Annotated in this window: 15 protein-coding genes; 1 reads left to right on the forward strand and 14 read right to left on the reverse strand. The window is 54.3% G+C overall.

Annotated elements, in window-relative coordinates; translation table 11 throughout:
- Window positions 1–260 precede the first annotated feature (260 nt).
- From CU081_RS19330 to yceD, 13 genes are all read right to left on the reverse strand, one after another.
- Window positions 261–1,055 (reverse strand): metal-dependent hydrolase, encoded by a 795-nt coding sequence (locus CU081_RS19330; protein ID WP_003857943.1) that lies wholly within the window; start codon window positions 1,053–1,055, stop codon window positions 261–263.
- A 10-nt stretch (window positions 1,056–1,065) separates the two neighbouring features.
- On the reverse strand, window positions 1,066–2,070 hold the full coding sequence (gene holB, locus CU081_RS19335) for a DNA polymerase III subunit delta' (protein WP_022650787.1): 1,005 nt from the start codon (window positions 2,068–2,070) through the stop codon (window positions 1,066–1,068).
- Window positions 2,067–2,708: a dTMP kinase gene (gene tmk / locus CU081_RS19340; protein ID WP_003857946.1), complete on the reverse strand. Its 642-nt coding sequence runs from the start codon at window positions 2,706–2,708 to the stop codon at window positions 2,067–2,069. Before tmk ends, holB begins: the two co-directional genes overlap by 4 nt.
- Window positions 2,698–3,720 (reverse strand): cell division protein YceG, encoded by a 1,023-nt coding sequence (gene yceG / locus CU081_RS19345; RefSeq protein ID WP_022650786.1) that lies wholly within the window; start codon window positions 3,718–3,720, stop codon window positions 2,698–2,700. Before yceG ends, tmk begins: the two co-directional genes overlap by 11 nt.
- 2 nt (window positions 3,721–3,722) lie before the next feature.
- Window positions 3,723–4,532, reverse strand: coding sequence for an aminodeoxychorismate lyase (gene pabC, locus CU081_RS19350; protein ID WP_022650785.1), 810 nt, complete (start codon window positions 4,530–4,532; stop codon window positions 3,723–3,725).
- Between the two features lie 120 nt (window positions 4,533–4,652).
- Window positions 4,653–5,894, reverse strand: a complete 1,242-nt coding sequence (gene fabF / locus CU081_RS19355) for a beta-ketoacyl-ACP synthase II (RefSeq protein ID WP_003857950.1) — start codon at window positions 5,892–5,894, stop codon at window positions 4,653–4,655.
- Between the two features lie 91 nt (window positions 5,895–5,985).
- Window positions 5,986–6,222, reverse strand: coding sequence for an acyl carrier protein (gene acpP, locus CU081_RS19360; protein WP_003857954.1), 237 nt, complete (start codon window positions 6,220–6,222; stop codon window positions 5,986–5,988).
- Window positions 6,223–6,376: 154 nt separating this feature from the next.
- Complete coding sequence (gene fabG, locus CU081_RS19365) at window positions 6,377–7,111, reverse strand: 3-oxoacyl-ACP reductase FabG (protein WP_003857956.1); 735 nt, start codon at window positions 7,109–7,111, stop codon at window positions 6,377–6,379.
- Window positions 7,112–7,123: 12 nt separating this feature from the next.
- Window positions 7,124–8,053 carry an ACP S-malonyltransferase gene (gene fabD, locus CU081_RS19370; RefSeq protein WP_003857958.1) on the reverse strand — a complete coding sequence of 310 codons (930 nt, stop codon included), beginning with the start codon at window positions 8,051–8,053 and terminating at the stop codon, window positions 7,124–7,126.
- A 15-nt stretch (window positions 8,054–8,068) separates the two neighbouring features.
- Entirely contained in the window at window positions 8,069–9,022 is a 954-nt protein-coding gene (locus tag CU081_RS19375) for a beta-ketoacyl-ACP synthase III (RefSeq protein WP_003857960.1), read from the reverse strand.
- A 6-nt stretch (window positions 9,023–9,028) separates the two neighbouring features.
- Window positions 9,029–10,063, reverse strand: coding sequence for a phosphate acyltransferase PlsX (gene plsX, locus CU081_RS19380; RefSeq protein WP_003857962.1), 1,035 nt, complete (start codon window positions 10,061–10,063; stop codon window positions 9,029–9,031).
- An 81-nt stretch (window positions 10,064–10,144) separates the two neighbouring features.
- Window positions 10,145–10,318: a 50S ribosomal protein L32 gene (rpmF, locus tag CU081_RS19385; protein WP_003857964.1), complete on the reverse strand. Its 174-nt coding sequence runs from the start codon at window positions 10,316–10,318 to the stop codon at window positions 10,145–10,147.
- A 16-nt stretch (window positions 10,319–10,334) separates the two neighbouring features.
- On the reverse strand, window positions 10,335–10,856 hold the full coding sequence (gene yceD, locus CU081_RS19390) for a 23S rRNA accumulation protein YceD (RefSeq protein WP_003857966.1): 522 nt from the start codon (window positions 10,854–10,856) through the stop codon (window positions 10,335–10,337).
- A 140-nt stretch (window positions 10,857–10,996) separates the two neighbouring features.
- Here yceD and CU081_RS19395 point away from each other — a divergent pair, with 140 nt between their 5' ends.
- Window positions 10,997–11,581 (forward strand): Maf family protein, encoded by a 585-nt coding sequence (locus CU081_RS19395; RefSeq protein WP_003857968.1) that lies wholly within the window; start codon window positions 10,997–10,999, stop codon window positions 11,579–11,581.
- Between the two features lie 95 nt (window positions 11,582–11,676).
- On the opposite strand, the gene rluC is transcribed toward CU081_RS19395, so the two are convergent.
- Entirely contained in the window at window positions 11,677–12,624 is a 948-nt protein-coding gene (gene rluC, locus CU081_RS19400) for a 23S rRNA pseudouridine(955/2504/2580) synthase RluC (RefSeq protein WP_032634484.1), read from the reverse strand.
- Window positions 12,625–12,868: the final 244 nt, after the last annotated feature.

Here is a 12,868-nt window from a genome sequence, read left to right on the forward strand (position 1 = left end):
GTTTTCACGCATTGGCCCGGGGGGAGTACCGCGCCGTGGACAGGACATCTAAGCGCCCTTTATTTATTACACAGAGTAAAATAATTCCCTCTGAGTTTGTTTGACGGCTATCACGTTTCAGTTCAAGACGGCCAAAAAACTTGCAGATATTTACATAAAGCATGTCTGGATGTGTCTAAAAACGCCATCACCGCCCCAAATGAGGCGGTGAACTTTACTCGTTTTACTTATTAATTACGAGCCTAAAAATAACAGGTGTATCAGACAGATTGCAGGCGGGCGGGGTCGATATGGAACAGGCTGGCGAAGTTTTTCGTTGTCACGCGAGCCAGTTCTTCGATACTGACACCTTTCAGAACGGCCATATACTCAGCGACATCCCGGGTCATCGCTGGCTGATTCTCTTTGCCGCGATGAGGCACCGGCGCCAGGTACGGGGAATCGGTTTCCACCAGAATACGATCCAGCGGAACATAGCGCGCCGCATCACGCAGTTGCTCAGCATTGCGGAACGTGACAATCCCCGAGAATGAAATATAAAAGCCTAAATCAAGCAGCTTACCCGCCGTTTCTCTGTCTTCTGTGAAACAGTGTAGTACGCCACCGCAATCCGTCACCTTTTCTTCCCGCAGGATCGCCAGCGTGTCGGCGCGCGCATCGCGGGTATGAACGATAACCGGCTTATTCAGCTCACGGCCAATACGGATGTGGTTGCGGAAGGATTCCTGCTGGCGAGGTTTTGTTTCGGGGGTGTAGAAATAGTCCAGACCGGTCTCGCCCATCGCCACTACGCCCTCTTCTGCGGCAAGACGGCGTAAATCCTCAACGTCGTAAGCTTCATCCTGATTCAGCGGATGCACGCCGCAGGAGAAGACGACATTATCGCGCTCGCCTACCAGTTCACGCATGGAGCGGTAACCCGGCAGCGTGGTCGCCACGGCCAGGCAAAATTTCACATCGCGCGCGGCGGCTTTCGCCAGCACGTCGTCCACATTTTTATGCAGGGATTGATAATCCAGGCCATCGAGATGGCAGTGTGAGTCGACTAAAAACATAATGTCTCTCTCAGAGGTGGGAAACCGGCGGTATGACACCCGGTTGCAGGTAGTGTTCGATACGCAGTAACTGGTCGGTCAGTAAAAGCTCGCGATTGAGACCGGTTACCGTCAAAAGTTGTTCACGACTCTGGCAGATATCATGAAGGATAGCGTGCAGCGACTGCCCTGACAGGCGATTCGCCAGTGTGGTGACCAACGCCCACACGTCAGGGTTAGTCAGAAGCGTAGCCCCCTGCTGAATTTTGAGCGCATCCAGCAGCAGTGCGGCCAGCCAGTGCAGCCGTTCCGGAGCCTGATCGCTGTTCAGCGCTGGCAGCATGCTCAGCCAGTCATGGCTGTCGAGGGCTGATTCAACCGCACGACACAGCGTTTCACGCTGGGACCACACCTCCGGCTGCAATAAGGCCAGCGCAGCCGCAGGCGCACCGCTGCACAGGCGCAACGCCGAGCGCGCCGCGTCTTGTGACACCGTCACTTCTCGCTCAAGCCAGGCGAGCGACCAGTATTCCTGAGGGACAGCGAGGTGGTGAAGACGGCAGCGACTGCGCAGCGTCGCCAGCAAGCGTTCCGGCTCGCGGCAGGAGAGGAAAAACCAGGTGTTCTCTGGCGGCTCTTCCAGGGTTTTTAACAGGGCGTTGGCTGCGGCTTCCGTGAGCAGCGCGGCGTCTTTCAGCCACACCACTTTCGCCCCGCCCAGACGCGCATATTCGTACAGTTTCTCACTGACCTCACGCACCGCGTCGATACCGAGCGTATTTTTGCCTTTCTCGGGTTCGAGGGTGTAATAGTCAGGATGCGTGCCCGCCTGCATGAGCTGGCAACCCCGGCACTTACCGCAGCTTTTATGTCCTTCCGGCTGTTGGCACATCAGAAAGCGGGTGATGGCGTAAATCAACGCATCATCACCCATTCCCGGAAGCGCCTGGATCAGTAACGCATGATGCCCCCGACCAACCTGATAGCTGCCGATCAGCTGTTCAAAGTGTGGGCGCAACCATGGATACCATTTCATGCCTGCTGCTCCTGTAGCCACTGCGTAACTGTCTGCTGAATATCACGCGTAACGTCTTCAAGGGATTGCGTCGCATCGATGGTACGAATGGTCTTGTCCTGCCCGGCCAGCTCCAGATAACGCGCACGGGTGCGGTTAAAGAAATCAAAAGATTCCTGTTCAATGCGGTCCAGTTCGCCGCGGGCACGGGCGCGCTTCAGGCCCACCTCAGGGGTCACGTCCAGATACAGCGTCAGGTCAGGACGGAAATCGCCCAGAACCGCGTCGCGAAGCGTAGCCAGCATGGTCTGGTCGATACCCCGGCCACCGCCCTGATATGCCTGGGTTGAGAGATCGTGGCGATCGCCAATCACCCATTTCCCTTCTGCAAGAGCGGGTTTGATCACCGTCTCCACCAGCTGAACGCGCGCCGCATAGAACATCAGCACTTCCGCTTTGTCGGTAATAACTTCATCGCCAACGGATTTGATATCCAGAACCAGGCTGCGCAGTTTTTCCGCCAGCTGCGTACCGCCCGGCTCGCGGGTGAAGACCATATCGGCAACGCCAAGCGACGTAAGCGTATCCACCACCACGTTACGGGCAGTTGTTTTGCCCGCCCCTTCGAGTCCCTCAATGACAATGTATTTACTGCGCATTTTTTTCCTTAAGTGCCTTCAGATAGTCCTGAACGGAGCGATTGTGGCTGGCCAGGTTGGTATTGAACGTGTGCCCCCCTTTTCCGTCAGCCACAAAATAGAGATACGGCGTTTTGGCCGGGTGCGCGGCGGCCTTCAACGATGCTTCACTCGGCGTCGCAATCGGTCCAGGCGGCAGGCCGCTAATCACGTAGGTATTATACGCCGTTGGCGTCTCCAGATCTTTTCTGGAAATCCTGCCGTTGTAGTTTTCGCCCATGCCGTAGATGACGGTAGGATCGGTTTGCAAACGCATGCCGATGCGCAGACGGTTAATAAACACCGAGGCAACCTGGTCACGTTCGGCAGCAACGGCCGTCTCTTTCTCGATGATCGAGGCCATCGTCATGAACTGGTTTTGATCTTTATAAGGCAGGCCTTCTGCTCGCCCTTCCCAGGCAGCGTCTACCGCCGCGACCATTTTGTTGTGCGCGCGCTTCAGAATGGCCACATCCGTCGTGCCTGCCGTATACATCCACGTATCGGGCCAGAACCAGCCTTCCACCCACTCGAGATGTTCGAATTTTAAGGCGTCTGCCACGGTCTGGTAGCGGTCATCTTTCAGCGTATGCTTGATGTACGGCGCGTCACGCAGCTGCCTGAGGTAATCGCTCAGACGCATACCTTCCACGAAACGCAGCGGGAACTGGGCTTCTTTACCACTTTCCAGCAGTTGCAGCATCTCGCGCACGGTCATGCCAGGGGTAAAGCGATAGGTACCGGCCTTGAAATGGGACAGGTCCGGTTCAATACGCAGCAGCCACTGGAATACGCGTGGGCGATTGATAATTTTGTCGTCATACAGCTGCTGACCAAGCGCCTGCCGCCCGGTCCCCGCTTTCAGGGTAAAAATCGTCTCGTCTTTTATCAAGATCTGACTCTCCGCCAGCTGACGGACTTTCCACACTCCTGCTCCGCCAGCGATACCTAACGCAACGATCAGAAGGAGGACAAAGCGTAACATTTTCTTCATGACTACCTGGTTTGCTCACATAACGGGGCCAGAAACTGGAACAGCTCGCGGGATGACCAGCATTTGCGGCCATAAGCGCGAACGGGGACAACGGGCATCAGCGCATTGCAGATAACAACTTCATCGGCAGCCAACAGCGCCTCTTCCTTAGCGTTGACTTCGACAACGCGAAAGCCTGCGCGTGCCAGCTGGTGCATACAAAACTGCCGCATAATGCCGTTGACGCCGGCCTGCTCCAGCGAAGGCGTGAACACGTCACTGCCCTTCCGCCAGAGTAAATTAGCCGCACAGCATTCCGTAATGTACCCTTCGCTGTCAAGAACCAGCGCCTCCCCGGCCTCCGTCTGCTCAAGATGAGTACGAATTAGCACCTGTTCAAGGCGGTTGAGATGTTTTATGCCAGCGAGCATCGGGTTTCTTCCCAGACGTACCGGACTTAGCGCCAGGGCTACGCCCTCTTCACGCCAGTGCGCATAATGGGAAGGATAATCTGAAACGGAAAGGATCCGCGTAGGATGCAGACAGGCAGAACCGCTATAGCCCCGGCCACCGCTCCCGCGGCTGATAATGACTTTCAGGACGCCGCTTGCTTTTTCTGACGCCAGCCGACGCATCTCACTTTCAAGAATGTCCCACTGCGAGAAGGGGATCAGTAATGTTTCGCAGGCTTTTTGTAAACGAAGGATATGGGCCCCGAGCAGGCACATGTCACCGTCGAGAATACGCGCAGTCGTGAAACAGCCATCGCCAAACTGGGTCGCCCTGTCGCTTGCCGGCAGCGTGTCTTGCTCAAGGCCATTAATCAAAAACATAGTGGCTCCTTATGCGTGGAGGCTCAGTCTGGCAGGATGTGGACAGCCGGACAAGGGGATTTCGCCTAATAAAAAAGGCCCGGCAAGCGGACCTTTTTTATCGTCAGCGACCAACCAGACTCAGACCTTTTTGAAGATCAGAGAACCGTTAGTCCCACCGAAGCCGAAGGAGTTACACAGGGTATACTCCATACCGCTAACCTGGCGCGCTTCGTGAGGAACGAAGTCCAGATCGCAACCTTCATCCGGGTTATCCAGGTTGATGGTTGGTGGTACAGCCTGATCGCGCAGCGCGAGAATAGAGTAGATTGACTCTACTGCCCCCGCAGCGCCCAGCAGGTGACCGGTCATGGATTTCGTGGAGCTCACCAGCACACGGCTGGCAGATTCGCCGAAGATAGACTTAACAGCCTGCGCTTCTGCTTTATCGCCCGCAGGGGTAGACGTCCCATGCGCGTTAACGTAGCCAATCTGTGCCGGCGTAATGCCCGCATCACGGATGGCGTTTTCCATCGCCAGCGCAGCACCTGCGCCATTCTCTGGAGGAGACGTCATGTGATAAGCATCGCTGCTCATGCCAAAGCCAACAACTTCAGCATAAATTTTCGCGCCACGTTTTTTCGCGTGTTCGTACTCTTCCAGTACGATCATGCCTGCACCGTCACCCAGCACGAAACCATCACGGTCTTTATCCCACGGACGGCTCGCCGCCTGAGGATTATCGTTTCGGGTAGAGAGCGCACGCGCTGCACCGAAACCACCGACGCCCAGTGGGGTACTGGCTTTTTCAGCGCCGCCCGCAACCATAGCATCTGCATCGCCGTACGCAATGATACGCGCGGCCTGGCCGATGTTATGCACGCCAGACGTACAGGCTGTCGCGATTGAGATGCTTGGGCCACGCAGGCCGAACATAATGGTCAGGTGACCTGCCACCATGTTGACAATCGTAGACGGAACGAAGAACGGGCTGATTTTACGCGGGCCGCCATTCATCAGAGATGTATGGTTTTCTTCAATCAGACCAAGACCGCCAATCCCGGAGCCGATAGCGGCGCCGATACGGGTCGCGTTCTCTTCCGTAATCTCAAGGCCAGAATCCTGCATGGCCTGAACGCCAGCGACAATTCCATATTGAATGAAGGCATCCATCTTGCGCTGTTCTTTGCGCGAGATGATCTCTTCACAGTTAAAATCCTTTACTAAGCCAGCAAATTTCGTTGCATAGGCGCTAGTATCGAAATGGTCGATTAGGCTGATGCCGCTCTGACCGGCAAGGAGAGCTTTCCAGGTGGACTCTACGGTATTGCCGACAGGAGACAACATGCCAAGTCCGGTCACAACTACACGACGCTTAGACACGCTTGTCCTCCAGGGAGGGATAAAAAAAGAGATTCGTGGGACAACAAAAGATAAAACTCAGGCGGTCGAATGACCGCCTGGAGATGTTCACTTACGCCTGGTGACCGTTGATGTAATCAATGGCAGCCTGAACGGTGGTGATTTTCTCAGCTTCTTCGTCCGGAATCTCAGTATCAAACTCTTCTTCCAGAGCCATTACCAGCTCAACGGTGTCAAGAGAATCTGCGCCCAGGTCTTCAACAAAGGAAGCGGAGTTCACAACTTCTTCCTGCTTAACGCCCAGCTGTTCGCCGATAATTTTCTTAACGCGTTCTTCGATAGTGCTCATACTCTTAAATTTCCTATCAAAACTCGCTTTCGCGATGGTTTTCGTAGTGTATAAAATGTTGAAAAATTTGCAACTAAATCCCGGCAGGTCTTACCACGATTTTACGTTATTTTGAGGCCATTTGCCCAAATAACGCAAATATTTTCGATCGTGATTAAACCATGTACATCCCGCCGTTGACGTGGAGGGTTTCACCAGTGATGTAACCCGCTTCGTCAGAGGCTAAAAATGCAACCGCGCTGGCGATTTCTTTAGGGTCGCCAAGACGACCCGCAGGAACTGCCGCCAGCGTACCCGCACGCTGCTCATCAGTTAGCGCACGCGTCATGTCCGTTTCAATAAAGCCCGGAGCAACAACGTTTACAGTAATTCCGCGGGACGCGACTTCACGCGCCAGCGACTTACTGAAACCGATCAGACCTGCTTTCGCCGCAGCGTAGTTAGCCTGACCAGCATTTCCCATGGTACCAACCACAGAACCTACAGTGATAATACGACCATGACGCTTTTTCATCATAGCGCGCATTACCGCTTTTGACAGACGGAATACAGATGACAGGTTGGTTTCGATAATATCGTTCCACTCGTCGTCTTTCATTCGCATCAGCAGGTTGTCGCGAGTGATCCCGGCATTATTGACCAGAATATCCACTTCGCCAAACTCTGCGCGAATATTTTCCAGAACAGATTCGATAGATGCTGGTTCAGTCACATTCAGTACCAGACCTTTACCGTTCGCACCCAGATAGTCGCTGATGGCCTGTGCGCCATTCTCGCTGGTCGCAGTCCCGATCACCGTTGCGCCGCGCGCAACCAGTGTTTCAGCAATAGCGCGCCCAATACCGCGGCTTGCGCCGGTCACCAGGGCAATTTTTCCTTCAAAACTCATGGTATTCCTCTTTTATTGCGAGAGTGCCGCTTTCATGGCTTCCGGCTCGTTAATCGCCGAGGCAGTCAGGGTATCTACAATACGTTTTGTCAGACCGGTAAGTACTTTACCTGGACCGACTTCATACAGATGTTCCACGCCCTGAGACGCCATAAATTCAACAGTTTTAGTCCACTGAACCGGGCTGTAGAGCTGGCGAACCAGCGCGTTACGGATAGCCTCCGGCGCGGTTTCGCACTTCACATCGACGTTATTCACAACGGAAATCGTCGGTGCGTTAAAGGTCATTTTTTCCAGCTCAACCGCGAGCTTATCGGCTGCGGGCTTCATCAGCGCGCAGTGAGACGGCACGCTCACCGGCAGGGGCAGTGCACGTTTTGCGCCCGCAGCTTTACAGGCAGCGCCTGCACGCTCAACCGCTTCTTTATGACCCGCGATTACCACCTGGCCTGGCGAGTTAAAGTTTACCGGAGAAACGACCTGACCTTCAGCAGATTCTTCACAGGCTTTAGCGATAGAAGCATCATCCAGACCGATGATGGCAGACATGCCGCCCGTGCCTTCTGGCACCGCTTCCTGCATGAATTTACCACGCAATTCAACCAGGCGTACCGCGTCAGCGAAGGCAATCACGCCAGCGCAGACCAGCGCAGAGTATTCACCGAGGCTATGACCCGCCATCAGCGTCGGCGCTTTGCCGCCCTGCTGCTGCCATACGCGCCACAATGCGACGGATGCCGCCAGCAGTGCCGGTTGAGTCTGCCAGGTTTTGTTCAGTTCTTCAGCGGGGCCCTGTTGGGTCAGCGCCCACAGATCATAACCCAGCGCGTCAGAAGCTTCACGGAAAGTCTCTTCAATAACCGGATAGTTTGCTGCCATTTCAGACAACATCCCAACAGTTTGCGAGCCCTGTCCCGGGAACACAAAAGCAAATTGCGTCATTTTTTAATCCTTATCCTAGAAACGAACCAGCGCGGAACCCCAGGTGAACCCGCCACCAAAGGCTTCAAGCAAGACCAGTTGGCCCCGTTTAATTCGTCCATCGCGTACCGCTTCGTCAAATGCGCACGGTACCGATGCCGCAGAGGTGTTGCCGTGGCGATCGAGCGTCACCACAACGTTATCCATAGACATGCCCAGCTTCTTCGCCGTCGCGCTGATAATACGCAGGTTAGCCTGATGCGGTACCAGCCAGTCGAGTGCGGCACGGTCCAGATTGTTCGCTTCCAGCGTCTCATCAACGATGTGAGCCAGTTCAGTCACGGCCACTTTAAACACTTCGTTACCTGCCATTGTCAGGTAAATTGAACTGTCCGGATTAACGCGATCGGCGTTAGGCAGCGTTAACAGCTCGCCGTAGCGGCCATCGGCATGCAGGTGCGTGGAGATGATGCCCGGCTCTTCGGACTGCCCCAGCAGCACCGCGCCCGCGCCATCGCCAAAAATAATGATCGTTCCGCGATCGGTTGGATCGCAGGTACGCGCCAGCACGTCAGCGCCGATCACCAGCGCATATTTTACGGCGCCCGATTTTACATACTGATCGGCGATGCTCAGTGCATAGGTGAAACCCGCGCATGCTGCTGCAACATCAAATGCCGGGCAGCCTTTGATGCCGAGCATGTTCTGCACCTGGCACGCTGCGCTTGGGAAGGCATGCGTGGCAGAGGTGGTCGCCACCACAATAAGCCCGATCTGTTCTTTATCAATGCCAGCCATCTCAAGCGCTCGCTGAGCGGCTTCGTAGCCCATGGTGGACACAGTTTCGTCTGGCGCGGCGATACGACGTTCACGGATACCTGTGCGCGTGACAATCCACTCGTCAGACGTATCTACCATTTTTTCAAGATCGGCGTTGGTACGCACTTGTTTTGGCAGGTAGCTGCCGGTACCTAAAATCTTCGTATACATGTACGCTCAGTCACTTTTAGCTAATACAGATCCCAGGCGAGCGGCAATCCTCTGAGGGACTTGACGCTGCACCGCCTGCACTGCCTGTTCAATCGCGACGGTAAATGCTCGCTGATTGGCGGCGCCATGACTCTTAATCACGATGCCGCGCAATCCTAACAGACAGGCGCCATTATACTGGTCGGGGTTGAGGTGACTGAATCGCCGCGTCAGGCTTTTTTGTAACCAACGCTTTAATATAATCAGCCACCAGGACCTTTTTTTACCGTCTCCCTGCGATTTCAGCAGAGAAAGGAACATTCGTACGACCCCTTCCATGGTCTTCAACGTCACGTTTCCGGTGAAGCCATCACACACTAATACATCCGTTTTGCCCGTCAGCAACTCATTGGCTTCGAGATAACCAATATAGTTGATGGAGGGGACCTGTTTGAGTATTTCCGCAGCGTCGCGGATACTGTCCAGACCTTTGGTCTCTTCTTCACCAATATTCAATAACGCAACGCGGGGATTGTTAATCCCGAGCACGTCTTCTGCCAGCACCGACCCCATAACGGCAAACTGAGCCAGCATTGTACTATCACAATCCACGTTAGCGCCCAGATCCAGCACCACCGTTTTGCCCTTCTGCTGATGCGGTAACACCGTCACCAGCGCCGGACGCTCAATGCCCTCAATCGGCTTGAGCAATAATTTCGACAGCCCCATCAGCGCGCCAGTATTTCCCGCGCTGACGCAAGCCTGTGCTCGCCCTTCTTTCACCAGCTCCAGCGCCATTCGCATAGAGCTGCCGCGGCTATTACGAATAGCCTGCGATGGCCGGGCATCACTGGCAATAACTGACTGCGCAGGAATAATCTGCAGACGCGAACGTTGTTCAAAGTCAGCTTTTGCAAGTAATGGCGTGATTGTGTCGGGATTACCGACTAAAAGAAGTGTGAGTTGCGAATTAGAATTCAGTGCCTGCAATGCTGCAGGCACTGTCACGGTAGGGCCAAAATCTCCCCCCATGACATCTAACGCCAGGGTTAGACGTGTCAAGGTATCGTCGCAGCCTGGTTCGGTAAACTCCCCGTTTGCACGGGGAAGTTCCTCACTAAGCCTAATCACGCTGACGCGTGATTACTTAGTGATAACCTTGCGGCCGCGGTAGAAACCGTCAGCGGTGATGTGGTGACGCAGGTGTTTCTCACCAGAAGTCTTGTCTACAGACAGGCTGGTAACTGCGGTCAGCGCGTCATGGGAACGACGCATGCCACGTTTGGAACGGGTTGGTTTATTCTGTTGTACGGCCATGGACCTTACTCCTCAATTACTTACGCTTTAAGCTGGCTAATACGGCAAATGGGTTTGGTTTTTGCGCTTCATCAGGCAGTTCCCCAAAGACCATGTCCGCCTCGGACACTTCACAGTGTTCAGAATCATGCACCGGAACGACTGGCAGGGAGAGGATGACTTCATCTTCAACCAGCGCCAGAAGATCGATTTCACCGAATTCGTTAACCTCAATCGGCTCGTACGCTTCCGGGAGTGCTTCAGCCTGTTCGTCAGAACGAACCGGACTAAAACAATACGTTGTGTGAACATGCTGTACAAACGGTTTCCCGCAACGCTGACATTCGAGCGTTACCGTCACCTTTGCATCACCGGTTAACACGGCGAGACGCTGGTTGTCGATAGCGAACGACATGGAGCATTCTACATCACTGTCCACACTGACTACAGATTCGGCAATACGCTCAGCCTGATCGGAAGAATAGATTCCTTCGTAATCGAGGCGTTTTTGAGCCGTACGAACCGGATCAAGAGTCAGGGGTAATTTTACCTTTTGCATAGGGCGCGCATATTAACTTTGTAACGTCATAGAGTCAAAGAAAAAGGCAACCAGAGCTGCCTTTTGCCAATTATTCGCACACATTGCGGCCTGTAGTTTAAAATGGCTGGCATCGATACGCTATATCTGGTGATAAAAATATGCCAAATCTCGTCCTTGCTTCCACTTCACCTTATCGCCGAATGCTGCTGGAAAAGCTCGGGATCCCGTTTGAATGCGCTGCGCCGGAGGTGGATGAAACGCCACAGCCGGGCGAGTCACCGCGTCATCTGGTGACCCGTCTCGCGAAAGAGAAAGCACAGTCGCTGGCCGTACGTTACCCCGCTCATCTGATTATAGGCTCCGATCAGGTTTGTGTGCTGGACGGCGAAATCACCGGCAAACCGTATACGGAAGAAATCGCCTGCCAGCAGCTTTTGCGTGCGCGAGGCAGTATCGTGACCTTTTATACCGGCCTGGCGCTTTATAATTCGGCTTCCGGTCATCTGCAAACCGAGTGCGAGCCGTTTGATGTGCACTTCCGTCATCTTAGCGAACAGGAGATTATGGATTATGTGCGTCGGGAACGTCCGCTGAACTGTGCAGGGAGCTTTAAAAGTGAAGGACTAGGGATTGCGTTGTTCGACAAGCTCGATGGCCGCGATTCCAATACGCTGGTGGGGTTGCCGCTGATTGCGCTGTGCCAGATGTTAAGGCGAGAAGAGTGTAATCCGCTGACGATGTGACCGTTGCGGCCTGATGCCCCCACCCCGGCCCTCTCCCTGTGGGAGAGGGAGAAAAACATGTAGGCCGGGTAAGCGCAGCGCCACCCGGCACAAAATCAGCCGCGCAGAACTTTCAGACAGCGTTTGAGCTGCTCATCCAGCGGCGCTTCAATACGGATAACTTCACCGGTATTAGGATGGGTGAACTTAAGCGCTGCCGCATGCAGGAACAGACGCGATAGCCCCGTCCCCGCCAGCTGCTTATCAAATTCGCGATCGCCATAGCGGTCATCAAACGCAATCGGATGGCCCGCAAACTGGGTATGGACGCGAATCTGGTGAGTACGCCCCGTCACCGGACTACAGCGCACCAGCGTGGCGAATTCGTAGCGCTCTTCAACTTTAAAGCGCGTCTCAGACGGTTTCCCTTCCTGATTAACACGAACAATGCGCTCGCCGCTTTGCAGAATATTTTTCAGCAGCGGCGCCTGCACCACTTTCACGTGGGACTGCCACTGGCCGCGCACCAGCGCCAGATAATCTTTCTGCATCCCTTTTTCGCGCAGCTGTTCATGCAGTGAACGCAGCGCAGAACGTTTTTTCGCCACTAGCAGCACGCCAGAGGTATCACGGTCAAGACGGTGAACCAGTTCGAGGAAACGCGCTTCCGGGCGCAGCGCGCGTAACCCTTCAATCACGCCAAAGCTTAGGCCGCTCCCCCCGTGTACCGCCGTTCCGGACGGTTTATTCAGCACCAGAATGTGGTCGTCCTCATAAAGGATAACGTCTCTCAGGGCCGCGACTTTTTGCAGCTTCGGAGAAACGACCTCTTCTTCACGCTCTGCAACACGTACCGGTGGAATGCGGACTTCATCGCCCGCCTCGAGCTTATACTCTGGCTTCACGCGTTTTTTGTTCACCCGCACCTCGCCCTTACGCAAGATGCGATAAATCATGCTTTTTGGCACACCCTTCAACTGGGTGCGCAAAAAATTATCGATACGTTGCCCCGCCTCGTCGTCGGCGATGGCAACCATTTTTACGGCTGGAGTCTCTGTTTTCATGGTTGGCGATTCTAAATAGCGTCAGGCATTAGCGCCACTCATTTTTCTATGCTTATATTTACTTTTATCCGGACCGCTCCCCTTTCGCGCAATCGATTTGGTGGTTATTAAACCAATCACCCCGTTGAAGTGAAGAAACTGTGAGTAACCGGGTGATAATTGGTAAAAGTCATCTTGCTATAACCCGGCGAGCAGTGGAATAATGAATCCGTTTTCCGCGTTAAATCCGGGTTTTGTAAGGATG

This window comes from Enterobacter sp. CRENT-193 (assembly GCF_002787395.1).
In the GTDB taxonomy this organism is placed as follows: domain Bacteria; phylum Pseudomonadota; class Gammaproteobacteria; order Enterobacterales; family Enterobacteriaceae; genus Enterobacter; species Enterobacter hormaechei_C.